The organism is Pseudomonas sp. R3-18-08, from assembly GCF_003852065.1.
Taxonomy (GTDB): domain Bacteria; phylum Pseudomonadota; class Gammaproteobacteria; order Pseudomonadales; family Pseudomonadaceae; genus Aquipseudomonas.
The window spans coordinates 618261-641933 of record NZ_CP027729.1 but is presented as its reverse complement, the minus strand read 5'-3'; the positions used below and the strand labels follow the sequence as shown (position 1 = coordinate 641933).

Annotated in this window: 19 protein-coding genes and 1 riboswitch; of the genes, 8 read left to right on the top strand and 11 right to left on the bottom strand. The window is 61.4% G+C overall.

Annotated features, from left to right (window positions below):
- Window positions 1-45 precede the first annotated feature (45 nt).
- Both rhdA and asd read left to right on the top strand, forming a co-directional pair.
- Window positions 46-861 (top strand): thiosulfate sulfurtransferase, encoded by an 816-nt coding sequence (gene rhdA / locus C4J92_RS02805; protein WP_124369381.1) that lies wholly within the window; start codon window positions 46-48, stop codon window positions 859-861.
- Between the two features lie 16 nt (window positions 862-877).
- A complete protein-coding gene (gene asd / locus C4J92_RS02800) occupies window positions 878-1738 on the top strand; it encodes an archaetidylserine decarboxylase (protein WP_124365614.1) in 861 nt (286 codons plus the stop codon).
- Between the two features lie 116 nt (window positions 1739-1854).
- Here the strand turns inward: asd and serB are convergent, their stop codons facing one another.
- On the bottom strand, window positions 1855-3069 hold the full coding sequence (gene serB / locus C4J92_RS02795; protein WP_124402883.1) for a phosphoserine phosphatase SerB: 1215 nt from the start codon (window positions 3067-3069) through the stop codon (window positions 1855-1857).
- 133 nt (window positions 3070-3202) lie between these two features.
- On the opposite strand from serB, the gene C4J92_RS02790 reads away from it, so the two are divergent.
- Window positions 3203-4735 carry an AhpA/YtjB family protein gene (locus tag C4J92_RS02790; RefSeq protein ID WP_124402882.1) on the top strand — a complete coding sequence of 511 codons (1533 nt, stop codon included), beginning with the start codon at window positions 3203-3205 and terminating at the stop codon, window positions 4733-4735.
- 187 nt (window positions 4736-4922) lie between these two features.
- Here the strand turns inward: C4J92_RS02790 and C4J92_RS02785 are convergent, their stop codons facing one another.
- From C4J92_RS02785 to C4J92_RS02765, 5 genes are all read right to left on the bottom strand, one after another.
- A complete protein-coding gene (locus C4J92_RS02785; protein WP_124402881.1) occupies window positions 4923-5633 on the bottom strand; it encodes a membrane integrity-associated transporter subunit PqiC in 711 nt (236 codons plus the stop codon).
- A 173-nt stretch (window positions 5634-5806) separates the two neighbouring features.
- A complete protein-coding gene (gene parC / locus C4J92_RS02780) occupies window positions 5807-8071 on the bottom strand; it encodes a DNA topoisomerase IV subunit A (protein WP_124369376.1) in 2265 nt (754 codons plus the stop codon).
- A gap of 70 nt (window positions 8072-8141) precedes the next feature.
- On the bottom strand, window positions 8142-9137 hold the full coding sequence (locus C4J92_RS02775) for an esterase-like activity of phytase family protein (protein ID WP_124402880.1): 996 nt from the start codon (window positions 9135-9137) through the stop codon (window positions 8142-8144).
- The gene (parE, locus tag C4J92_RS02770) at window positions 9137-11041 is read right to left on the bottom strand and encodes a DNA topoisomerase IV subunit B (RefSeq protein ID WP_124361004.1); all 1905 of its coding nucleotides are present in this window, start codon (window positions 11039-11041) and stop codon (window positions 9137-9139) included. Before parE ends, C4J92_RS02775 begins: the two co-directional genes overlap by 1 nt.
- 46 nt (window positions 11042-11087) lie before the next feature.
- A complete protein-coding gene (locus C4J92_RS02765) occupies window positions 11088-11693 on the bottom strand; it encodes a YqiA/YcfP family alpha/beta fold hydrolase (RefSeq protein WP_124402879.1) in 606 nt (201 codons plus the stop codon).
- Window positions 11694-11915: 222 nt separating this feature from the next.
- Here C4J92_RS02765 and C4J92_RS02760 point away from each other — a divergent pair, with 222 nt between their 5' ends.
- The 3 genes from C4J92_RS02760 (at window position 11916) to C4J92_RS02750 (ending at window position 15444) form a co-directional block, all read left to right on the top strand.
- On the top strand, window positions 11916-12836 hold the full coding sequence (locus C4J92_RS02760) for a LysR family transcriptional regulator (RefSeq protein WP_124402878.1): 921 nt from the start codon (window positions 11916-11918) through the stop codon (window positions 12834-12836).
- A 222-nt stretch (window positions 12837-13058) separates the two neighbouring features.
- The gene (locus tag C4J92_RS02755) at window positions 13059-14375 is read left to right on the top strand and encodes an MFS transporter (protein ID WP_124402877.1); all 1317 of its coding nucleotides are present in this window, start codon (window positions 13059-13061) and stop codon (window positions 14373-14375) included.
- Window positions 14376-14460: 85 nt separating this feature from the next.
- A complete protein-coding gene (locus C4J92_RS02750; protein ID WP_124402876.1) occupies window positions 14461-15444 on the top strand; it encodes a succinylglutamate desuccinylase/aspartoacylase family protein in 984 nt (327 codons plus the stop codon).
- Between the two features lie 15 nt (window positions 15445-15459).
- Here C4J92_RS02750 and cpdA read toward each other — a convergent pair whose 3' ends face one another.
- The 3 genes from cpdA to C4J92_RS02735 form a co-directional block, all read right to left on the bottom strand.
- Window positions 15460-16272, bottom strand: coding sequence for a 3',5'-cyclic-AMP phosphodiesterase (gene cpdA, locus C4J92_RS02745; protein WP_124402875.1), 813 nt, complete (start codon window positions 16270-16272; stop codon window positions 15460-15462).
- A 97-nt stretch (window positions 16273-16369) separates the two neighbouring features.
- The gene (locus C4J92_RS02740; protein ID WP_124360998.1) at window positions 16370-16819 is read right to left on the bottom strand and encodes a DUF1249 domain-containing protein; all 450 of its coding nucleotides are present in this window, start codon (window positions 16817-16819) and stop codon (window positions 16370-16372) included.
- On the bottom strand, window positions 16810-17427 hold the full coding sequence (locus tag C4J92_RS02735; protein ID WP_124360997.1) for an NUDIX domain-containing protein: 618 nt from the start codon (window positions 17425-17427) through the stop codon (window positions 16810-16812). The genes C4J92_RS02740 and C4J92_RS02735 overlap by 10 nt, the downstream gene beginning before the upstream one ends.
- Window positions 17428-17621: 194 nt before the next feature.
- Between C4J92_RS02735 and C4J92_RS02730 the strand changes: the two genes are divergently transcribed.
- Window positions 17622-18368, top strand: a complete 747-nt coding sequence (locus tag C4J92_RS02730) for an RsiV family protein (RefSeq protein ID WP_124360996.1) — start codon at window positions 17622-17624, stop codon at window positions 18366-18368.
- Here the strand turns inward: C4J92_RS02730 and cytX are convergent.
- Window positions 18337-19626, bottom strand: coding sequence for a putative hydroxymethylpyrimidine transporter CytX (gene cytX / locus C4J92_RS02725; protein ID WP_124402874.1), 1290 nt, complete (start codon window positions 19624-19626; stop codon window positions 18337-18339). The genes C4J92_RS02730 and cytX overlap by 32 nt on opposite strands.
- Before the next feature lie 136 nt (window positions 19627-19762).
- Complete coding sequence (gene thiC, locus C4J92_RS02720; RefSeq protein ID WP_124402873.1) at window positions 19763-21667, bottom strand: phosphomethylpyrimidine synthase ThiC; 1905 nt, start codon at window positions 21665-21667, stop codon at window positions 19763-19765.
- Between the two features lie 148 nt (window positions 21668-21815).
- A riboswitch (TPP riboswitch) is annotated at window positions 21816-21921 on the bottom strand.
- A 195-nt stretch (window positions 21922-22116) separates the two neighbouring features.
- On the opposite strand from thiC, the gene C4J92_RS02715 reads away from it, so the two are divergent.
- Window positions 22117-23556 carry a TolC family outer membrane protein gene (locus tag C4J92_RS02715; RefSeq protein ID WP_124402872.1) on the top strand — a complete coding sequence of 480 codons (1440 nt, stop codon included), beginning with the start codon at window positions 22117-22119 and terminating at the stop codon, window positions 23554-23556.
- Window positions 23557-23673 lie beyond the last annotated feature (117 nt).

The window sequence follows — 23673 nt, the reverse complement described above, 5'->3', positions numbered from 1 at the left end:
AATCGCCCTCCTTTATCGCCAATATTCGTGCCCAGGAGACCTCACATGCCTGACTTCTCTGGCTTGCCGCTGGTGATCGAATCCAGCGACCTGCAAGGTCGCCTGGATGCCGACCACCTGATTCTGGTGGACCTCACCAGTGCCGCCCGCTACGCCGAAGGGCATATCCCCGGCGCGCATTTCGTTGACCCCAAGCGCACCCAATTGGGCCAGCCACCCGCGCCAGGCCTGCTGCCGCACAAGGCCGACCTGGAAAAACTGTTCGGCGAGCTGGGCCACACCCCCGACGCCACCTATGTGGTCTACGACGACGAGGGCGGCGGCTGGGCCGGGCGCTTTATCTGGATGCTCGACGTCATCGGCCACCAGAAATACCACTACCTCGACGGCGGCCTTCTGGCGTGGCTGGAAGAAAAGCATCCGGTTTCCACCGAGGTGCCCGCGCCAGCCGGTGGCCCGGTCAGCCTTACGCTGCACGACGGCCCCACCGCCACCCGCGAATACCTGCAAAGCCGGCTGGGCGCAGCCGACCTGGGTATCTGGGACGCACGCGGCCCGCTGGAGTATTCCGGCGAAAAAGTGCTCGCGGCCAAAGCCGGGCACATTCCCGGCGCGGTGAACTTCGAATGGACCGCTGGCATGGACAAGGCGCGTAGCCTGCGTATCCGCCGCGACATGCCGCAAATCCTCGAAGACCTCGGGCTGACCCGCGATAAAGAAATCATCACCCACTGCCAGACTCACCACCGCTCTGGCTTCACCTACCTGGTGGCCAAGGCGCTCGGTTATCCGCGAGTCAAAGGTTATGCCGGTTCCTGGGGCGAATGGGGCAACCACCCCGACACCCCCGTCGAGATTTGAAGCTTAAGGACACTTAATGAAAAAGCAGTTGTTTATCCTCAGTCAGTACTTGCTGCCGCACCACCTGCTGTCGCGCTTGGCCGGCTGCATTGCCGAGTGCCGCGTGCGCTGGTTCAAGAACGCCTTCACCCGCTGGTTCGCCAAGCGTTACCAAGTGGACATGTCCCAGGCACTGGTTGAAGACGTGACCGCCTACGAGCACTTCAACGCGTTCTTCACCCGCGCGCTGAAAGACGGTGCGCGCCCACTGGACCAAACCCCGGGCGCCGTACTGAGCCCGGCCGATGGTGCTGTCAGCCAGCTCGGCCCGATCGAGCATGGCCGTGTGTTCCAGGCCAAGGGCCACAGTTTCAGCGTGCTGGAATTGCTCGGTGGCGACGCCGCGCTGGCAGCGCCGTTCATGGGCGGTGACTTCGCCACTATCTACTTGTCGCCCAAGGACTATCACCGCGTACATATGCCACTGGCCGGTACCTTGCGTGAGATGGTGTACGTACCGGGGCGGATTTTCTCGGTGAACCAGACCACCGCCGAGAACGTACCGGAACTGTTTGCGCGTAACGAGCGGGTTGTCTGCCTGTTCGACACCGAACGCGGCCCGATGGCCGTGGTGTTGGTGGGCGCGATGATCGTGGCTTCGATCGAGACGGTGTGGGCCGGGCTGGTAACCCCACCGAAACGCGAGCTGAAAACCTTCCGCTATGACGAAGCTGCTCGCGCACCGATTCACCTGGAGAAAGGTGCGGAGTTGGGTCGCTTCAAGCTGGGTTCTACCGCGATCGTGCTGTTCGGGCCGGACCAGGTGCAGTGGGCGCAGGAACTGGCGGCGGGCACGCCGGTGCAGATGGGCCAGGGTATCGGCTCACCTAAAGCCTGATGATCGTTCCCACGCTCTGCGTGGGAATGCAGCGCAGGGCGCTCTGCGCCCCCAAAGCCTGACGCAGAGCGTCACAGAAGGCATTCCCACGCGGAGCGTGGGAACGATCTGTCGAGTTACAGCTGACCGTCGCGATCACGCAAGCCCAGCAGATACAGCACCCCATCCAAACCCAAGGTCGAAATCGCCTGCTTGGCCGATTGCTTGACCAATGGCTTGGCGCGAAACGCCACACCCAATCCCGCAATCGCCAGCATCGGCAAGTCGTTCGCGCCGTCGCCGACCGCAATGGTCTGTTCCAGACGCAAGCCTTCCTTGTGCGCCAGCTCCTTGAGCAGGTCCGCCTTGCGTTGTGCATCGACAATCGGCTCCACCGCCACGCCGGTCACTTTGCCATCCACCACTTCCAGCTCATTGGCGAACACATAGTCAATGCCCAGCTTGGCCTGCAGTTGCTTGGCGAAGTAGGTGAAGCCGCCAGACAGGATGGCCGTCTTGTAGCCCAGGCGCTTGAGCTCGGCGAACAGGGTTTCGGCGCCCTCGGTCAGGCGCAGGGACGCGCCGATTGAATCGAGCACGCTCACATCCAGGCCCTTGAGCAACGCCAGGCGCTCCTTGAAGCTGGCGCGAAAATCCAGCTCGCCGGCCATCGCGCGCTCGGTAATGGCCGAGACTTGCTCGCCCACACCGGCGGCCTTGGCCAGTTCGTCGATAACCTCGGCTTCGATCAGCGTGGAGTCCATGTCGAACACCGCCAGGCGACGGTTGCGCCGGAACAGCGAATCTTCCTGGAAGGCGATGTCGACATTCAGCTCCTGGGCCACGCTCAGGAATTCAGCGCGCAGCGCCTGCGCATCGGCCGGCTCACCCCGCACGGAGAACTCGATGCAGCCCTTGCCTTTGTCTGCGGGCGTGTCCAAGGGCATGCGACCCGACAGACGGTCGATATGGTCGATGTTCAAGCCGTAGTGCGCAGTGATCGAGCTGACGCGCTGCAACTGTTCGGCCGTGACCTTGCGGGTGAGCAACGTCACGATATGGCGTTTTTTGCCCTGGCCTTCGACCCAATGCTGGTAATCGGCTTCGGACACCGGCGTGAAACGCACCTGCTGATCCAGCTTGTAGGCCGTAAACAGGATGTCCTTGAGTACCGACGAGGCCTGCTCGCTGCTGGGGATTTCCACCAGGATGCCGAACGACAGGGTGTCGTGGATCACCGCCTGGCCGATGTCGAGAATGTTCACACCACCCTGGGCCAGAACGCCGGTAATGGCAGCGGTGAGACCCGGTCGGTCAAGACCTGTGATGTTGATCAGGACAATTTCGCGCAAAGCGCACCCCCAGGCTGGAAAAAAACCGCATTCTACCCACTTTCAGTGACCATCGGGCACAGCCAGCGCTTTGCCGGTCATGGGCCTGTCGCTATACTGCGCGTCAACTTCACGGACCAAGAGCCGAGCGCAAGTGAACCGGCCCACGCCAGTAAAAACCGATAACTTCTTCCTGCTGATCTTCCGGGCACTGCGCCACCGCCGTGTACCGATCGCATTACGCATCGCCAGCCATAACGTGATCCTGGTCGCCCTGGCCCTGGTGATCTACGCCTGCGTGATGGGTTTGCAGTTCAAGCAGGCCATGCACGAGCAGGCCGACGCCCTCGGCGAGAGCCTGACCACCCAGACCGCCACCTCGGCGACTGAGTTGTTGGTGTCCAACGACATCCTCAGCCTCAACGTATTGCTCAACAACCTGACCAAGAACCCGCTGGTGGCCCACGCCGCCATCTATAGCGTGGACAACCGGATCATGGCCGAAGCCGGGCAACGCCCGAAAAACGGCCTGCTGGGCGAAGCCGAGGGCCTGTATCAGAGCAATATCACGTTTCAGGATGTAAAAGCCGGCCAATTGCGCATCAGCCTGGACATGCAGCAATTCCAGCAGCCGATGACCATCAGCCTGCAGAGCATGGGCATCTTGAGCGCGATCCTGCTGGCCCTGGCCCTGGCGTTGAGCCTGCGCCTGGGACGGCATATCTCTACGCCGTTGATGCAACTGCGCATCTGGCTGCGCGATATCGACGAACACACTCCGGCCACCGACCGCCAGGACGAAATCGGCGACCTGGCGCGCCAGCTGCATGCCAGCTTCGCCCCGGAGCCGACCGTGCCTGAGGTCGAACCCGAACCCGAGTACGGCGACGCCGACTACACCGACGAACCTGAGTTTGAAGTACGCGACCTGCGCGACCCAGGCTTCGACGAAAGCGCTCCGGTAGCGGGCTTGAAGCCTGCGCCGCGGCATGTAATCAAGGCCGAAGAAGACGAGCTGGACGACGAAGACCCGTTCGCCGACCTGCGCGATACCGCCGAGGCCGCGCCCGTCGTAGCGCCCAAATTGCTTCCCGCCAAAAGCAGCGAACCTCAGTACAGCGCCGTACTCGCCGTGCAACTGGGTGCCCAGGACCAACTGCGCCGCCTGCCCCGCGCTCGCTTGACGGAACTGCTGGAACGCTACCGCGACTGTCTCGACCAGGCCGCCTCGCTCTACCAGAGCGAACTGCACACCCTGAACGACGGCAGCACGCTGATGCTGTTCCACAGCGAAGACAGCGGCGAGGACTACCTGACCAACGCCATCTGCTGCGGCGAGTTGTTGCGCGCCCTGGGTCATGCCCTGCAGATTGAAGTGGCGGACAGCGGCATCACGTTGCAACTGCAGCTGGGTTTGACGGTGGGTGATGACCTGTTCGGCATCAGCCAGATCGACCTGCTGCTGACCGAGATCGCCCAGGATGCCTTGGCCTTGTCGCAACACAGCCGCAACCTGCTGCTGGTGGAGCGTAAGATCAGTGAAGACACGTTGATCCGCCAACGCGCACGCATCCGCCCGATAGCCAGCCCTGAGGGTGCCAGCTGCGTGGAGCGCTTGATGGAACCTTATCCGTCAATGCTGGAACGGCAGCTGGCGCGGATGCATGAGACGCGCACAAAGACATAAGGCACGCAATTGCTCCCTGTGGGAGGGGGCTTGCCCCCGATAGCGGAGTATCAGTCAGCACATCACTCACTGAACCACCGCCATCGGGGGCAAGCCCCCTCCCACATTTGACTGCGCCATGGCTTCTATTTTCAGATACAAAAAGGCCCGCTTACTCAGCGGGCCTTTTGTTTGTCTGCCATTCAGGTCAAAACCTGAACACTTCCAAATCCGTACGAATAGGTGTCGCCATCGGCATCTTGGGTTTTTCCGGTGTGGCCGGTTTGGCCTGTGTCGGTGCCTGCTTGCGCGGGGCCTCGGCAATTGGCGGCTGGTTGGCCAGCGGCTTGAGCGCTACCGACAACTGTTGCGCCAGGTGCTGCAACAATACGCCCTGGGCCTGGACCTGGGACGCCGTGGTGCCGGTATGTTCTTCCTGCAGGTGCACGATACGGTTGTCCCGCACCTGGCCGCGACGGTCGATCAGGCGCCACTGTGCATCCAGGATCGCCGGTTGCGAGGTACCGGAGTCAAGCCGCGTGATCGTCAGCAGCACCTGCACATCCGGGGTAAACCCGGATGGCCCCGGCGCCAACACCACACGCTGGCTGTCCAACTGGCCGGCCACCTGACGCAACATCAATTGATTGATATCGGAGGACAGGCTGCCCGCCCAGCGACCATCGGTGGAACCTTGCAGGCTGCCGTCGTTCTGACGTTGCAGCAGGGTTTCGCGTTGCAGGTAATCGGCAACGATTACCGGCCCCAGCAGAACGGCCATGCCGGCGGTTTGTGCTGGCTGAGCCGGACTTCCGCTGTCCAGCTGGTACAGCGACACCGGCTGGTGCGTGCTGCAACCCGCCAGCCCTAACAGGCCAGCGAGCATCAAAAATAGAGGAAGGCGTGGAGCAGTCATCATCCCATCCAGGTGGCTGCCGCACGGCGAACCACAATGTAATACTAAAAATAACCTAAATACGCTCGGCCACGCCGGCGCTGGAAAGGCCATATCATCCGTGAATATGCGCCATGACTCCAGCGCCAAAGCGTCGATCTACGCGTTAAATCGTAGATCAAGGCCTCTAGTACGCCTTAAGCAGGCGTTTCTACCAACAAAGCATCCACTCTCTGGAAGCCGCGAGGCAGTTTGTTACCGCGTCGACCGCGCTCGCCCTTGTAATGTTCAAGGTCGTCAGGGCGCAAGGACAACGTGCGCTTGCCGGCCTGGAGCACCAGGGTTGAGCCTTCGGGGATGACGGCGATGTCGGTCACGTACTCTTCGCGACTGGCCACCCGCTCTCCAGGGATACCAATGATCTTGTTGCCCTTGCCCTTGCCCAACTGCGGCAGGTCGCTGATCTTGAACACCAGCAAACGCCCTTCGGTGGTCACCGAGGCCAGCCAGTTATGCTCGCGATCCTCCACGGGCCGCGGCAGGATCACCTTGGCGTTGTTCGGCAGGCTCAACAACGCCTTGCCCGCCTTGTTCTTGGCCTGCAGGTCTTCACCCTTGACCACGAAACCATAGCCGGCGTCGGACGCGATGACGTACAGCGAATCATCGTCCGGCAACAGCACGCACTCGAAATTCGCCCCCGGCGGCGGCGTGAGGCGCCCGGTCAGCGGCTCGCCCTGCCCGCGTGCTGAGGGCAAGGTGTGGGCCGGCACCGAATAACTACGCCCGGTCGAATCGATAAACACCGCAAATTGGTTGGAACGCCCAGCCGCCGCAGTCTTGAAGCCATCACCGGCCTTGTACGACAGGCCGGTGGCATCAATATCATGCCCTTTGGCGGAACGAACCCAACCCTTTTCCGACAGAACGACGGTAATTTTCTCGTTAGGCAACAGCTCGGTTTCTGTCAGAGCTTTCGCTTCTGCGCGCTCGACAATCGGCGAGCGGCGGTCATCGCCGTAGGTTTCGGCGTCTTTGATCAGTTCACTGCGTACCAGCTTCTTGAGCTTGGCTTCGCTGCCCAGCAGCGCCTGCAGCTTGGCTTGTTCCTTGAGCAGCGCGTCCTGCTCGTCGCGCAGCTTCATTTCTTCCAGGCGTGCCAACTGGCGCAAGCGGGTGTCGAGGATGTAGTCAGCCTGGATTTCGCTCAGCTCGAAGCGCGCGATCAGCTCGGCCTTCGGGTGCTCGGCGGTACGGATGATATGGATCACTTCATCCAGGTTGAGGTAGGCAATCAACAAGCCGTCCAACAGGTGCAAGCGGCGCTCGACCTTGTCCAGGCGGAATTGCAGGCGGCGGCGCACGGTCTGCACCCGGAACTCCAGCCATTCCACCAGCAAATTGCGCAGGTTCTTGAGCTGTGGCTTGCCGTCCAGGCCGATGATGTTGACGTTGACCCGATAGCTGGACTCAAGGTCAGTGCTGGCAAACAAATGCTGCATAAGCACTTCATGATCAACCCGGCTATTGGTCGGGATGATCACGATGCGGCAAGGGTTTTCGTGGTCGGACTCATCGCGCAGGTCGGCGACTTGCGGCAATTTCGACGGTTTTGCCTGCATCAATGCGGCAATCTGCTCCAGCACCTTGGCGCCGGATACCTGATGCGGCAACGCGGTCACAATAATGTCGCCGTCTTCGACGTGGTACACGGCGCGCATGCGCACCGAGCCCTTGCCGGTTTCGTACATCTTCAGCAGGTCGGCGCGCGGTGTGATGATTTCCGCCTCGGTCGGGTAGTCCGGGCCCTGGATATGCTCACACAACTGCTCGACCGTGGCTTTTGGCTCATCCAACAGGCGCACGCAGGCCGTGGCGACTTCGCGCAGGTTGTGCGGCGGCACGTCGGTGGCCATGCCGACCGCGATGCCGGTGGTGCCATTTAGCAGGATGTTCGGCAAACGTGCCGGCAATACCAGGGGTTCGTCGAGGGTGCCGTCAAAGTTCGGCCCCCAGTTCGCGGTGCCCTGGCCCAGCTCGCTGAGCAGTACTTCCGAGTAGCGCGACAGGCGCGCCTCGGTATAACGCATGGCGGCGAAGGACTTGGGATCATCCGGCGCACCCCAGTTACCCTGGCCATCAACCAGGGTGTAGCGGTAGCTGAACGGCTGGGCCATCAGCACCATGGCTTCATAGCACGCCGAATCGCCGTGGGGGTGGAACTTACCGAGCACGTCACCGACGGTACGCGCCGACTTCTTGTGCTTGGAATCGGCGTCCAGGCCCAACTCACTCATGGCGTAGATAATGCGCCGTTGTACCGGCTTCAGGCCGTCGCCGATATGCGGCAGGGCACGGTCCATGATCACGTACATGGAGTAGTTGAGGTAGGCATTTTCGGTGAAGTCAGCCAGCGATCGGCGTTCTACGCCATCTAAGCTGTCTGCGAGGATGTCACTCATGCGGGCCTCATCATGGGGTAAGGCGCAACGGAATTGCCGCTGCGCTGATTCAATTCAAAATCGTGACGGCTCATGGCTGGGCACTCCAGCCACCGGCCGGGGCGGCGAAACGATAGACCACCGGGCGCTTTTCACCATCGGCACGCGCGCCGAAATTATTGTCGATGCCAATCCAGGCACCGTCGGCGTCCACCACCAGAGCTTCGGCCAGGCCGTAAGGCTGGGGGTAACGCCGCTCGGGCGTCAGGGTTTCGTCGGCAAACGACCAGCACAGCTCAACCTTGGCCGTCACCGTATCGCGCCGGCAAATCTGGAACGCATTACGCTCCAGGGTAAACAGCTTGCCGTTGAACAGCGCCAGGTCGGCAAAGTCCTTCGACACCGCCTTGGCGTTGGGGAACTGCGCCGGCTGCACTTCCAGGCCGGCCTCGCTCAACAACACGCAAGCACCGTCGCAATCCCACACGCTCTGCCCGCGCTTGATCGAGACCAGGCCACGGCGCTCACGCTCAGCGGCCAGCCAGATCCGATCGCCTTGCGGGTTCACCGTCAGGCCCTCGAACAGCGCATTGAAGTGCAGCAACATGCCACTGGCACGGGCTTCGCGCACCATGCTCGGGGCAATTTTCAGCCACTCGGGAGCGCCTGCTACCGGCACCTGCAGCACTGCCGCATGGGCTTCGCTGACGATGTAGCGGTTGCCTGCGGCATCACAGCTGATGCCTTCGAAATCCAGGTCGCCACCGCGAACGAACGAAGCCGCCTTGGTGCGCGAGCGCAAACCCCACGGCAGGCCGGATTCGGGCACGGGGGGTACGTCGATCTTCACCACTTCGGCGGTCCAGGCCGGCGCGCGGGTGTCCAGGCGGTAAATCTGCTCATCATCACGGTCCGAGACGGTCCACAATTGCTCGCCACATAGCGCCAGGCCCGACAGGTTCCCGCCGCGCATGCCGTCTACCGAATGTTCCGACACCAGCTTGAGCTCAGCCACGGGCGCGGCAACCACATCAGTGGCCGCCAACCCGCACACCATCAGGATCGCCAGGGCGACGCCTGTGCGCATCAGCCCAGAACCTCGGCCAGGTTGCCTTTGGATTCGAGCCAGGCTTTGCGATCCGGTGCGCGCTTTTTCGCCAGCAGCATGTCCATCATTTCCGACGTGCCGGCAAAGTCTTCCAGGGTCAACTGCACCAGGCGCCGGGTGTTCGGGTCCATGGTGGTTTCGCGCAGTTGCGGCGGGTTCATTTCGCCCAGGCCCTTGAATCGCGTGACCTGTGGCTTGCCGCGTTTCTTCTCGGCCACCAGGCGGTCGAGAATGCCATCGCGTTCGGCTTCGTCCAGGGCGTAGAAAATCTCCTTGCCCAGGTCGATCCGGTACAGCGGTGGCATGGCGACGTAGACGTGACCGGCATCCACCAACGGGCGGAAGTGCTGCACGAACAACGCACACAGCAGGGTTGCGATGTGCAGGCCGTCGGAGTCGGCGTCGGCGAGGATGCAGATCTTGCCGTAGCGCAACTGGCTGATGTCCGCCGCGCCCGGGTCGACGCCGATGGCCACGGCAATGTTGTGCACTTCCTGGCTGGCCAGGACTTCGCTGCCGTCGACTTCCCAGGTGTTGAGGATCTTGCCGCGCAACGGCAGGATCGCCTGGAACTCCTTGTCCCGCGCTTGCTTGGCGGAACCACCGGCGGAATCACCTTCCACCAGGAACAGCTCGGAACGCATCGGGTCCTGCCCGGCGCAATCGGCCAGCTTGCCGGGCAATGCCGGGCCCTGGGTGATGCGCTTGCGCTCGACCTTCTTGCTGGCCTTGAGGCGACGGCCGGCGTTGTTGATCGCCAGTTCCGCCAGGGCCAGGCCCAGCTCCGGGTGCTCGTTGAGCCACAGGCTGAAGGCATCCTTGACCACACCGGAGACAAACGCCGCCGCCTCGCGGGACGACAGGCGCTCCTTGGTCTGGCCGGAGAATTGCGGCTCCTGCATTTTCATCGACAGCACGAAGGCGATGCGCTCCCACACGTCTTCCGGCGCCAGCTTCACGCCGCGCGGCAGCAGGCTGCGGTATTCGCAGAATTCACGCATGGCATCCAGCAGGCCCTGGCGCAAGCCATTGACGTGGGTGCCGCCCTGGGCGGTAGGGATCAGGTTGACGTAGCTTTCCTGCACGCTGTCGCCGCCTTCGGGCAACCACAACAGCGCCCAGTCGACGGCTTCCTTGTTACCGGCCAGGCTGCCGCAGAACGGCGCGTTGGGCAGGCGCTCGAAGTCGCTGACGGAGTCTTCCAGGTAGGAGCGCAGGCCGTCTTCGTAGTGCCACTCGACCTTCTCCCCCGTGCCTTTGTCTTCAAAGCTCACCAACAGGCCCGGGCACAGCACGGCCTTGGCCTTGAGCACGTGCTTGAGGCGGCTAATAGAGAATTTCGGCGAATCGAAGTATTTCGGGTCCGGCGCGAAGTACACGCTGGTGCCGGTATTGCGCTTGCCAACGGTACCGATCACTTCCAGGTCGGTGGCTTTGTAGCCATCGGCGAAGGTCATCTGGTATTCGTTGCCATCGCGCTTGACCTTGACCCTGACCTGCGTGGACAGCGCGTTGACCACCGAAATACCCACGCCGTGCAGGCCGCCGGAAAACTGGTAGTTCTTGTTGGAGAACTTGCCGCCGGCGTGCAGCTTGGTAAGGATCAGCTCGACGCCCGACACGCCCTCTTCGGGGTGGATGTCCACTGGCATGCCGCGACCGTCATCGGACACTTCCAGTGAGTGATCGGCGTGGAGAATGACCTGCACCGACTTGGCGTGGCCGGCCAGGGCTTCGTCAACGCTGTTGTCGATGACTTCCTGGGCGAGGTGGTTCGGCCGACTGGTGTCGGTGTACATGCCGGGGCGTTTGCGCACCGGGTCGAGGCCCGAGAGGACTTCGATGGCGTCGGCGTTATAAGAGCTAGCGCTGGGAGTGGCCATGGGGTCTCGTCGTGAGTCGTTCGATTAAAAAAGTGACCCGCGATTTTTACAGTGACGAAAAATCGAAGGACTGATACTGATCTGCGCCAATGCCGGCAAAGCTCAACAGTGCCGGCAATTGCTGGGCGAACCCTTGATAACCATGGTCGCCACCGGCCTGGATGCGCAAGGCACAGGCCCGGTAATACTGCTGGGCCAGGCGATAATCCAGGGTTTCATCCCCGGTCTGCAACCACACCTGATAACGCGCGGCATCTTGAGGAGCCGGCACTTCCAGCTCGGCCAATGCCGTGACGTGGTCGTGGGTCAGCTCCCAGGTTTCATCGGTGTAGAGGTTCTTCTGGGTGCCCAGGTAACCGTCAAACATCCGATGGGGGCTGACCGCCGGGTTGACCAGCAAAGCCTTGAGGCCATGGCGTTCGGCAAGATGGGTTGCATAGTAGCCGCCGAGTGAGCTTCCCACCAGCAGTGGCCGACCCAGTTGCGCGATGGCTTCCTCCAATTGAGGAATCGCCTGACGCGGGTGGTGATGCAGGGCCGGTACACGCAACTGGTCGGCCAGGCCCAGGCTGTCCATCACGGTCATCAACTGGCTGGCCTTGTTGGACGCCGGTGCGCTGTTGAAACCGTGGATATACAAGATTGCGGACATGCCGGGCTCTCCATGCTTGCGCCAAAGAGGCGCAGTTTACAGGTAACAGCGGGGTCGTGGGTGCAGCCCATCGCCGCTGGCGTTACTATCCGTTCCACGACCCTTAAGCACCTGATCGGCTGCAAACTGCTCATTTTTTGATCAGCGCACCCTTTCTTCATTGCTTGTGGAATTCGCCGGTACTGGCGGCGCGTTAAATAGGTCGCCGAGCGGGAAAACAGCATGCAACTGGAATGGCTTGAGGACTTTATTGAACTGACCCGCACCCGCAGCCTGTCGCGCGCGGCGGAAAATCGGTGCGTCACGCACCCCGCGTTCGGGCGCCGTATCCGGGCGCTGGAAGAATGGGTCGGCACGCCATTGATCGAACGTACACAACCGGTGTCATTGACCCCTTGCGGCGCGCTGTTTCTGGATGCTGCAACCCAATCGCTGGAACTGCTGACCGCCGTCAGAGCGCAATTCAAAGGTGGCCCCCTGAGCCGCGATGAACCCGTGCGTATCGCCACCGGGCGAACCCTGGCCTGTGACTTCTTCCCCGACTGGTATGAGTCGCTGCACCCGCAATTGGGCAGTTTTGCGGTGTCACTGCTCACCAGCGGTGCGCAAGAGGCCATCAGCCGGCTGTCGGCTGGCGAAGTCGATCTGCTGCTGAGCTTTTCCAGCCCGCTGACCCAGTCATTGATCGACCCGCAGCGTTTTGACTCTCGAGTGCTGGCAAAGGAACAATTGCTACCGGTCAGTGCGCCGGACGCTCAGGGCCAACCGCGCCAGCAGATAGCCGCAAGCAGTAACGCCCTCTCCATTCCCTGGCTGGCCTTTTCACCTTCCCTTGCGCTGCGCGGCGTGCTGGCGCAGCACCTGGAGCGACTGCCACAGCGCCTGGCGTTGCGGATGGTTTACCAGGCCGATTCCTATGATGCGATTCTGGAAATGGCCAAGCGTGGCAAGGGCCTTGCGTGGTTACCGCAGATGGTCGTCAACGATGCGCTGGCGTCGGGCGAACTGCTGATTGCAGGCGGCGCCGAGTTTTGCGTCGGCTTTGACGTCTCGCTGCATCGGTTACGCGATAACCAGAGCGAGATGGTGATGAAGATATGGGAAGCGTTGGCAGCGCTTGAAACGCTGCCGCCCGCCTCATAATCGCCCGTTTTTCCGCTCCACCACCGCTACCAGCCGCGGCTGGCCTGGCCCGTGCCAAAACAGCTCAAACCTGTGCCGAATCAGCAATTGCCGCTACACCGCTATTGATTCACTTTCATCCGGGCTTTCACCCATAACAATTAACGCTTTCGATCTCGCCAGGCCGCGTAGCAGCTTGGGCGAATCCGAATGCCAAACGTGAAATACACCCGGGGCACACCCATGACCGCTCAATCACCCGTCTTACCCTCGGCAACGACCCCAGCCCGACGAGGCCCATGGAAGGAAATCATCGCTGCCAGTTTCGGCAATGCGCTGGAGTTCTATGATTTGTTGATCTACGGCTATTTTGCAGTCGTCATCGGCAAACAGTTTTTCCCCTCCGATAACGAAACCACCTCACTGTTGCTGGCCGTGGGCTCATTCGGCATTTCCTTTCTGATGCGTCCGCTGGGCGCCATTGTGCTGGGTTCCTACACCGACAAAGCCGGGCGAAAAGCCTCGCTGACACTGTCGATCATGATCATGTTGCTCGGCACCGCAATAATCACTTTCGCACCCACCTATGAACAGATTGGCTTGGCCGCGCCGCTGTTGATCATCGTTGCGCGCATGCTTCAGGGGTTCTCCACAGGCGGTGAGTTCGGCGCCGCGACGGCGTTTATGGTCGAACACGCAGACGCCAAGCGCCGTGGCTTCTTTGCCAGCTGGCAACTGTCCACCCAAGGGCTGGCAACCGTCCTGGCAGCGGGGGTCAGCGCGATCCTCAGTTATGTACTGTCGGATGTGCAGTTGAACGAATGGGGCTGGCGCGTCGCGTTCGGTTTCGGCCTGCTGATCGGGCCGGTGGGCTATTACATTCGTACACAAATCGATGAAACCCCGGACTTCAAGAAAACGCTGATCAGCAGCACGGCCAAAACCCCGCTGCGAGATGTCTTGATCAAGGGGCATGTCAGCCTGCTGCTGGCTATCGGTGTAGTGGCCGGTGCGACTGCATTCAATTATGTCCATAAGTTGTACATGCCGATCTACGCGTTCAAGCAACTGAACATCGCCGCCACGTCTTCTTACCTCGGGGCGCTGATGACGGGCGTTACGTTAATGCTGATGGCGCCGGTATTTGGCGGGCTTTCCGACCGCTACGGACGATACCGGGTACTGACCATCGCGCTGTTGATTACCGGGTTTTCGTCTTACCCGATGTTCGTGCTGCTCAACACCTTCCCCACCTTCACCACACTGCTGATCGTGCAAGCCCTTGTTGGCTTGTTGATCGCAGCCTGCCTGGGGCCGATTCCAGCGATGCTCTCCGACATTTTCCCGACCAGCATTCGCGGCACGGGCCTGGCGCTGAGCTACAACTTTTCCGTCACCCTGTTTGGTGGTTTTGCGCCATTGATCGTGACCGGGTTGATCGAAGCCAGCGGCAGCAAGCTCGCACCGAGCTTTTACGTGATGGGGACCATCTTGATCAGTGTCGTGTCGATCGTCTGCCTCGGCCGGCGCATGCGCGGTACGCAACCTTCGGCCAGTTGAGCCGGGCCCTTATAAAAGCCAGCTTCCCATGATTGTCGCGCCCTATCTGGCGACACGTCTAAACGTTGGCCTATCGGAGACGGAAATGAAAACCTTAGAGCAAGTGCGTGCATCCCTGAAGCCATATCCGGTTGAGGTTAACTTCCCCGACCTCAGCCCATGGAAAAACGGTAATGGCGGGATCGACTACGTCTACAGCTTCGACAGCGGCGAACCGGGGCCGCATGTTTTGATCATGGCATTGACCCATGGGAATGAAGTCAGCGGAGCCATCGCGGTAGACACCCTGTTACGCAGCGGTATCCGCCCGCGCAAGGGCCGCTTGTCACTGGCGTTCGGCAACGTTGAGGCCTATCAACGCTTCGACCCGCAAAACATCGACGCGTCCCGCTTCATTGACGAGGACATGAACCGTGTCTGGCTGCCATCCGCACTGGACGGCAAGCGAAAGTCTGTCGAGTTGCGCCGCGCCCGTGAGCTGCGACCGCTGATCGACGACGTCGATTTGCTGCTCGATATCCATTCCATGCACGAAGAGTCTCCACCCCTGATGATGTGCGGGGCGTGCGCCAAAGGCCTGGCATTTGCAAAATCGTTGGGTGTACCGGCCACCGTCGTCGCCGACGCCGGCCACGCCAATGGTCGACGCATGCGTGACTACGGCGGGTTTGGTGACGCCAAAAGCACCAAAAACGCGCTGCTGATCGAAACAGGTCAGCACTTTTCAAAAAAGAGCGAACACGTCGCCCTCGATATAGCCGCTCGTTTCCTGGTGGCGACTGAAACCGTCGCCGGGGCCGACGTTTCGAGGTTTCTAAGCCGGGAACAGCCCGTTGCCCAGCACTGTTTGCAGGTCACCGATCCGGTGATCGCGAACAGCATGGACTTCAGTTTTACCGCTGACTTCCGTGGCCTGGAACGGATCGCTCACGCGGGAACAGTGATCGCCCGAGACGCCGAACGCGAAATCCTCACGCCGTATGACAACTGCGTGCTGATCCAACCCTCGCTGCGACACTTGGGGCAAGGCGTTACCGTGGTCAGATTGGCGAAGGAGCTGGACCTATAGCCGCGCCGTCGGTGGTCAATAGCCGTTGCTGCCGTAGTCCACCTGGAACGCGAAGCCTTCGAGCCTTTCTACGCCGGTATCCAACCGCCCGTCGGCATGCAGGCGCAGCCAGCGATAGCCCGGCGCTTGCTCGCTGACCTTGAAGTGCTCACTGCCGGGTGCGAACTGGATGCACGTGGACGGCGAAGCCAGCAGGCGTACACCGTTGCGCTCGCGGTCGATTTCTTGGTGCACATGGCCCCAGAGCACCGCCTTGACCTGCGGGAAGCGGTCGAGCACGGCAAACAACGCATCGGGGTTGCGCAGGCCGATAGGCTCCATCCAGGCACAGTCGATCGACACCGGGTGATGATGGAAGCACACCAGATGATGCCGGTTCGGCGCTTCGCTCAAGGCCTGGGCGAGTAATTGCAGTTGCTGGTCTTGCAGGTAGCCGGGCACGGAGCCGGGTACGGCGGAGTCCAGCAGGATGATGCGCCAATTGCCGACATCGACCACCGGCTCCAGCAGGTCGCTGTGCACGGCAGCCTGGGCCATGACTTGCGGCTCATCGTGGTTGCCGGGAATCCAGCGCGCGGGAGCACCTATCGGCGCAGTCATATCGCGAAATTGCTGGTATGACGCCAGCGTGCCGTCTTGGGACAGATCCCCGGTGGCCAGCACCAGATCGATGTGCGCCTGCTGTTCGCGGACCAATTCGATCACCCCCTGCAGGCTCTCGCGGGTATTCATACCCAGCAGCGTACTGTCGGCCTCGGCAAACAGATGGCTGTCGGTCAGCTGCACCAGCAGCACAGCGTCAGGGTTCACGGCGGATACGCTCGGCAAGGCGCTCTCCCTAGCAATCACAGGAATAGATAATTGGGGCAATTATGCTGGGGCAGGACACAAAGAGGAAACCTGGACAAACGGACACCGTTCACATCTATCGCACGACTTCGAACTCATGGCCCAAGGCCAGACAATGGCTCAACCATTCGCCAAGGAACACATTGAGCTGGGCTTTCTCGTCGGGCTGGTGCATGAACACATTCGGGTAAGGATAGATGCTGCGAAAGCGCCGTGCATGTTCGGCGCTGATCACTTCGGCCATGCGCGCATCGTGGTACACCTGCACTTCCAGCTGCGGCACCGGCAGCCACGGCAGGCTGTGTTCCTGGCGCACGCGCAGGGTGGTGGTGTACGGGCAATTGACGATGACTTCCAGGGCCAGCACGCCGAGCATCTGGTCGCCGTGGGTCACGGCAATGCGCCGCGCCTCGGGCGCGTGGCGCATGTCGGGGAGCAGGCGCATCAGCCGCGCGTAGTTGGCCTCGCACGCGGCTTGCAGCCCGATCAGGTCGACCCGATAACGTTCCCGTGCCTTTACTGCCATAACCCCCTCACTTCCGCGCGATTAAGCGCAAGCCATTGCAGGGCGATAATGCTGGCTGCGTTGGAAATCTTACCGTCGCGTACCGCCTGCAAGGCATCTTCGAATGCCCAGGTGGTGACGCGGATGTCTTCTGCCTCTTCTTCCAATCCATGGATACCACCGGCCTGGGAGCTGTCGCAACGGCCCAGGTACAAGTGGACAAATTCGGTGCTGCCGCCAGGCGAGGGGAAATACTTGGTGATCGGCCACAGCGCGGAGAACGTCAGCCCAGCTTCCTCCTCGGCTTCGCGGTGTGCAACCTCCTCCGGCTGCTCGTCCTTGTCGATCAGTCCGGCGACCATTTCCACCAGCCAGGGGTTGTCGGTGCGGCCCATGGCGCCCACGCGGAACTGCTCGATCAGCACCACTTCATCGCGCTGCGGGTCGTAGGGCAGCACGCACACCGCATCATGGCGCACGAAGACTTCACGATTGATCACGCGGCTCATGCCGCCGTCAAACTTCTCGTGGCGCAACTGCACGCGATCGAGCTGGTAGAAGCCCTTGTAGGCAGAGTCGCGCTGAACAATCTCGATTTTATTCGGCGTCGACTTCGTAAAATCCGTCATATCCTTCCTCGTCATAAGCCGTGCAATGGGCGCCATCCTAACGCGCCCATGCAGGTTGGCGCAGCCCCTTTCCGGTTGCCGGGATAGACGGCGGGCGTCAAACTCACTCTAATCAGTCTAGTGGCGAACTGGCGGCCTTGTTGGCAGTCCAAGCGCTACTCTTTTCGCTTTCCATCGATTTACGAAGGACACACATGTCGCTTTTAAAAATCGCCTCCGTGGCTTGTATTGCCTTGACCCTGGGTGCCTGCCAGAGCCTGTTCCAACCCAGCCAGCTCAAGCCGCTGGACGTTACCACCGACAAGTCGGAGCAAACCAAACCCGGCTGCGGCAGCCCTGACTGCCCGCTGGTGAACATCGATACCGTGCATTTCCCCGCCGACCCGCAACTCGACAGCCTGGTGGAGCAGCGCTTGCTGCAAATGACCCGCACCAGCCCCGGCGCCAGCGTTCCGGCAACCCTGAATGCCTACCGGGACAAGTTCCTGCGCGAATCCCCCGACCGCCACAGCATGTATTTGCAGGCCAAGGTACGCGAGCAGCATGACGCTCTGGTGATCGTCGAAGTGTCCAGCTACCTGGACACCGGCGTGGCCCACGGTGAGCCTGGCCGCGGGTTCATCAACTATTCACGTGTGCTGCATAAAGAGCTGGGCCTGGCCGACATGCTGTTGCCCGGCCAGGAGCAGGCCTTCTGGAATACGGCAAAAGTTGCCCATAACAGCTGGTTGATCAACACCAAGATGGACCGCGATCCGGAGTTCGTGAAGAACTGGCCGTTCCAGAAAACCCCGAACGTGGCCTTGACCAGTGGCGGCGTGGTACTCAAGTACAACGTGAGCACCATCGCCCCTTATGCACAGGGGTTGATCGAAATCACCATCCCCTATGCGCGCCTTACCGGTGTGATCAAGCCTGAGCTGATGCCCGCGCGCCACTGACCGCCCGCCCCAGGATGAACTGCAGCAGCCCCGCCAGCAGCAATGCCGGAAGGGTTGCGCCGATATCCGGATAGAGGTTGGCCAGCAGATGATAGGTAGCGATGCCGCCCAGCCAGGCCACCAGCGCCGGCCAGTGCAGCTGGGTCACTGCGCCCTGACGCCGATGGCGCAGGATGAAGTGATCCACCAGTACCACGCCGAACAGTGGTGCAAATACTGAACCGATCAGCAACAGGAAGTTCTGGTATTGCGCCAAGGGTGCAAAGCAGGCAATCAGGGTGCAAAGCACACCGATAGCCAACGCCAAGTGCTCGACCTTCAAGCGCAGTAGAATCCCGCTCGACACCGCCGCCGAGTGAATATCGGCAAACGCGTTTTCCGACTCGTCCAGCAGGATCAGCAACAGCGGAATACCCAGGCCGGCGCCGGCCAGGGCCAGCAGCAATGCATTGACTTCACCGCTTGGCGCAAATGCCAGGGTGTAGGCCACCCCCAGGCTCATCAGCCAGAAGTTACCCACAAAGAACCCCAGCGCCGTGCCGCCGAACACGCTTTTGGCGCGCTTGCCGAAGCGTGAGTAGTCGGCAATCAACGGCAGCCAGGACAGCGGCATGGCGATGGCAATGTCGAAGCCCACCGCAAACGGCATCGAGCCATCACCGGCCTGGGCCCACAGGGCAGCGAGGTCGGCCTTGGTGAACAGGTTCCAGGTCAGCCACAGGCAGGCCGCAAGCAGCAGCCAGATACCCCATTTGCGCAGGATCTGCCGCACGAAGGTCAGCGGGCCGCTCACCGCCAGCAAGGTGGCAAGGCCGCCGAAGAACAGCGTCCACAGCAAGGGGCTCGCCAGCAGGCTGCCTTCGCTGAACGCTCTTGTGCCCAGCAGACTGGCGGCATCGCGCATCACGATGATTTCGAACGAGCCCCAGCCAATCAATTGCAACAGGTTCAACAGCGCCGGCAGGCTGGCGCCCTTGGCACCGAGGCTGAGCTTGAGTGCGGCCATGGCGGACAAGCCGGTGTCGCTGCCGATCACACCGACGGATGCCAGCAACAGCACGCCCACCAGGGTGCCAAGGAAGATGGCCAACAATGAGCCGGACAAACCCAGGCCCGGCGCCAACAGCGCGCCGGTTTGCAGGACCATCAGGCCGATGCCGAGGGAGAACCACAGGGAGAACAGGTCGCGGGCGCCGAAGACGCGCTTGTCGGTGGGCACCGCGATGTCGGGGGAGTAGGTACTCGGTTGAATGTTCATGGGGGGGTATCTCTGAGGGGCTGATCGTTCCCACGCTCTGCGTGGGAATGCCGCTTTGGACGCTCTGCGTCCGCCTTTGTGACGCGGAGCGTCACGGGATGCATTCCCACGCGGAGCGAGGGAACGATCATGGGTTTCAGACTTTTTTGTACAGCTGACTGCCTTCCTGCTTGAACCGCTCCGCCTGCTCTGCCAGGCCCTTGGCCACGTCCACATCCACCGCTTCAATGCGCTGGTTAGCCGCGTACTCACGCACTTCCTGGGTAATTTTCATCGAGCAGAATTTCGGCCCGCACATCGAGCAGAAATGCGCGACCTTGGCCGAATCCTTCGGCAGGGTTTCGTCGTGATAGGAACGCGCGGTGTCCGGGTCCAGGCCGAGGTTGAACTGGTCTTCCCAGCGGAACTCGAAGCGTGCCTTGCTCAGCGCGTTGTCGCGTATCTGCGCACCCGGATGGCCCTTGGCAAGGTCGGCAGCATGCGCCGCGATCTTGTAGGTGATGATGCCGGTCTTCACGTCATCCTTGTTCGGCAAGCCCAGGTGCTCCTTGGGCGTGACGTAGCAGAGCATGGCGCAGCCGAACCAGCCGATCATCGCCGCGCCGATACCGGAGGTGATGTGGTCATAGCCTGGCGCAATATCGGTGGTCAGCGGCCCGAGGGTGTAGAACGGCGCTTCGTCGCAGCACTCCAGCTGCTTGTCCATGTTTTCCTTGATCAACTGCATCGGCACGTGGCCCGGGCCTTCGATCATGGTTTGCACGTCGTGCTTCCAGGCGATCTTGGTCAGCTCGCCAAGGGTTTCGAGTTCACCGAATTGCGCGGCGTCGTTGGCGTCGGCAATCGAGCCAGGGCGCAGACCATCGCCGAGGGAGAAGCTGACGTCATAGGCCTTCATGATTTCGCAGATCTCATCGAAATGCGTGTAGGTGAAGTTCTCTTTGTGGTGGGCCAGGCACCACTTGGCCATGATCGAGCCACCACGGGACACAATGCCGGTGACGCGCTTGGCGGTCAGCGGCACATAGCGCAACAACACCCCGGCGTGGATGGTGAAGTAGTCGACGCCCTGCTCGGCCTGTTCGATCAAGGTGTCACGGAACAGCTCCCAGGTCAGGTCTTCGGCGGCGCCGCCGACTTTTTCCAGGGCCTGGTAGATCGGCACAGTACCGATCGGCACCGGCGAGTTGCGGATGATCCACTCGCGGGTTTCGTGGATGTGCTTGCCGGTGGACAGGTCCATCACCGTGTCCGAACCCCAGCGAATACCCCAGGTCAGTTTCGCAACTTCTTCTTCAATGGACGAGCCCAGCGCGCTGTTGCCGATGTTGCCGTTGATCTTCACCAGGAAGTTACGGCCGATGATCATCGGTTCCAATTCGGTGTGGTTGATGTTGGCCGGGATGATCGCGCGGCCACGGGCGATTTCTTCACGCACAAATTCAGGGGTGATGATCTTCGGTACGCTGGCGCCGAAGCTGTGGCCGGCGTGCTGCTGGTCAAGCAAGCCACTGGCGCGGGCTTCTTCAAGCTTCATGTTTTCGCGGATGGCAACGTATTCCATCTCGGCGGTGATGATGCCCTTGCGCGCGTAGTGCATCTGCGTGACGTTAGCCCCGGCCTTGGCGCGGCGCGGGTTCTTTACATGGGCGAAACGCAGGGCGGTCAACTCGGCATCGCTCAGGCGCTGTTGACCGAAGTGCGAACTCAGGCCCGACAGGCGCTCGGTGTCGCCGCGAGATTCGATCCAGGGCGAGCGCACATCGCCCAAGCCTTTGCGCACGTCGATGATCACGTTAGGGTCGGTGTACGGACCGGAGGTGTCGTAGACCACCACGGGCGCGTTGATTTCGCCGCCGAAATCGGTGGGCGTCACATCCAGGCTGACCTCGCGCATCGGCACACGAATGTCCGGGCGAGTGCCTTGTACGTAGATTTTCTGCGAGCGGGTAAACGGCTGCACGGAGCCGGAGTCGACCTTGGCCGATTCACTCAAGTGCACGGTGTTTTTCAGTTTTGTACTTTTTATTTCTGTGCTCATCACGGGCTCTCCAACTCTCCAGGCGGTGGATGTTTGTCGGAGCGAACCTGTGACGGACGGAGGCACTGGAACCAGTGCTGTGCTTGGCGCACGAGGGCTGTTCGATTGTCGAACAACTTCCCGGACGAAGCACAAGAGGACTCGCCGGGGGACGAGAAATCTTGTTCCCTACGCAGGCGCTAACCTGATCAGGTTCAACGGGATCCGGTATTTACCGATCTCAGCCTTCCAACAAGGCACCCCGACAAGAACGCGGCCAGTCTAGACCATGGCGTGGGCAAATTGCCAATGGCGCCGCATTGGGCATGATAAATGGCGTGATTGCAGGATTGTTGTGCCGCGGTCCGGCCACTACACTCGGGAGCTGCCTCAAGGCTTGACGCTCCAGTTGGGTCACCGTAGCCTTGGCCAACAAATTATCATCGTAATATTTACTCAGGGATCGACTCATGCTGCGCAAACTTTCACTGGCAGTTGCCGTGTCTTGTGCGACCCACACAATGGTCTGGGCAGCTGAAGCGCCCTTGTCTGCCAGGACCGACCTGGTCAGCGTCTATCAGGAAGCGGTGGACAACAACGCTGATCTGGCCGCCGCACGCGCCCAGTACGGCGCGCAGAAAGAAGTAGTGCCCCAGGCTCGCGCCGGGTTGCTGCCGAACCTGACCGGCGGCGCTGATATCAACAACGTACGCACCCAGATCGACACGCCGGCCGCCACCGCCAATCGCGATGCGCACTCCTGGCGTGCAACCCTGAGCCAGCCGCTGTTCCGTGCCGACCGCTGGTTCCAGTTGCAAGCTGCCGAAGCCACCAACGAGCAAGCGGCGCTGCAGCTCTCGGCGACCGAACAGAACCTGATCCTGCAGAGCGCCGAAAGCTACTTCGCCGTGCTGCGCGCCCAAGACAACCTGGCCTCGACCAAGGCCGAAGAAAATGCCTTCAAGCGCCAGTTGGACCAATCCAATGAACGCTTCGATGTGGGCCTGTCGGACAAGACCGACGTGCTGCAATCCCAGGCCAGCTATGACACGGCACGGGCCAACCGTATCCTCGCCCAGCGCCAGGTGGAAGACGCCTTCGAGGCGCTGATCACCCTGACCAATCGCCAATACAATTCGATCCAGGGCATTGTCCATACGCTGCCGGTGTTGCCACCGCTGCCAAACGACGCCAAGGCCTGGGTCGAAACCGCCGGCCGCCAGAACCTGAACCTGCTGGCCAGCAACTACGCCGTCACCGCCGCCGAGGAAACCCTCAAGCAGCGCAAGGCCGGCCACGCGCCGACCCTGGACGCGGTGGCGCAGTACGAAAAAGGCGATAACGATGCCCTGGGTTTCAGCAACCCGAATGCGTTCGGCACGCCCTATCGCGGTGACGTCGAACAGCGCACTATCGGCCTGCGTCTGAACATTCCGATCTACAGCGGCGGGCTGACCAGCTCTCAGGTCCGTGAGTCCTACTCGCGCCTGGGCCAGACCGAGCAGCAACGCGAAGGCCTGCGCCGCCAGGTCGTGGAAAACACCCGCAACCTGCACCGCGCGGTGAATACCGACGTGGAGCAGGTACAGGCGCGCCGCCAGTCGATCATCTCCAACCAGAGCGCGGTGGAAGCCACGGAAATCGGCTATCAGGTGGGCACGCGCAATATCGTCGACGTGCTCGACGCCCAGCGCCAGCTCTACGCGTCGGTGCGCAACTACAACAATAGCCGCTACGACTACATCCTCGACAACCTGCGCTTGAAGCAGGCGGCGGGCACGTTGAACCCAGGGGATCTGCAGGACCTGAGGCGCTACCTCAAGGCCGACTACAACCCGGACAAGGACTTCCTGCCACCGGACCTGGCCAAAGCCGCCGCCGAGCAACTGAAGGCCCGCCCGGGTTCTTGAGAACACTGCAAAACCAATGTGGGAGGGGCTTGCTCCCGATAGCGGTCGGTCAGTTCAAGTAGTTTTGACTGACACTCCGTCATCGGGAGCAAGCCCCCTCCCACATTTTGGATCGGC

What these genes read in the sequence shown, in the direction of transcription:
- rhdA (WP_124369381.1), top strand. Translation starts at nt 46, where the DNA reads ATGCCTGACTTCTCTGGCTTGCCGCTGGTGATCGAATCCAGCGACCTG.
- asd (WP_124365614.1), top strand. Translation starts at nt 878, where the DNA reads ATGAAAAAGCAGTTGTTTATCCTCAGTCAGTACTTGCTGCCGCACCAC.
- C4J92_RS02785 (WP_124402881.1), bottom strand. Translation starts at nt 5,633, where the DNA reads ATGATGACTGCTCCACGCCTTCCTCTATTTTTGATGCTCGCTGGCCTG.
- parC (WP_124369376.1), bottom strand. Translation starts at nt 8,071, where the DNA reads ATGAGTGACATCCTCGCAGACAGCTTAGATGGCGTAGAACGCCGATCG.
- C4J92_RS02775 (WP_124402880.1), bottom strand. Translation starts at nt 9,137, where the DNA reads ATGCGCACAGGCGTCGCCCTGGCGATCCTGATGGTGTGCGGGTTGGCG.
- parE (WP_124361004.1), bottom strand. Translation starts at nt 11,041, where the DNA reads ATGGCCACTCCCAGCGCTAGCTCTTATAACGCCGACGCCATCGAAGTC.
- C4J92_RS02765 (WP_124402879.1), bottom strand. Translation starts at nt 11,693, where the DNA reads ATGTCCGCAATCTTGTATATCCACGGTTTCAACAGCGCACCGGCGTCC.
- C4J92_RS02760 (WP_124402878.1), top strand. Translation starts at nt 11,916, where the DNA reads ATGCAACTGGAATGGCTTGAGGACTTTATTGAACTGACCCGCACCCGC.
- C4J92_RS02755 (WP_124402877.1), top strand. Translation starts at nt 13,059, where the DNA reads ATGACCGCTCAATCACCCGTCTTACCCTCGGCAACGACCCCAGCCCGA.
- C4J92_RS02750 (WP_124402876.1), top strand. Translation starts at nt 14,461, where the DNA reads ATGAAAACCTTAGAGCAAGTGCGTGCATCCCTGAAGCCATATCCGGTT.
- C4J92_RS02740 (WP_124360998.1), bottom strand. Translation starts at nt 16,819, where the DNA reads ATGGCAGTAAAGGCACGGGAACGTTATCGGGTCGACCTGATCGGGCTG.
- C4J92_RS02735 (WP_124360997.1), bottom strand. Translation starts at nt 17,427, where the DNA reads ATGACGGATTTTACGAAGTCGACGCCGAATAAAATCGAGATTGTTCAG.
- C4J92_RS02730 (WP_124360996.1), top strand. Translation starts at nt 17,622, where the DNA reads ATGTCGCTTTTAAAAATCGCCTCCGTGGCTTGTATTGCCTTGACCCTG.
- cytX (WP_124402874.1), bottom strand. Translation starts at nt 19,626, where the DNA reads ATGAACATTCAACCGAGTACCTACTCCCCCGACATCGCGGTGCCCACC.
- thiC (WP_124402873.1), bottom strand. Translation starts at nt 21,667, where the DNA reads ATGAGCACAGAAATAAAAAGTACAAAACTGAAAAACACCGTGCACTTG.
- C4J92_RS02715 (WP_124402872.1), top strand. Translation starts at nt 22,117, where the DNA reads ATGCTGCGCAAACTTTCACTGGCAGTTGCCGTGTCTTGTGCGACCCAC.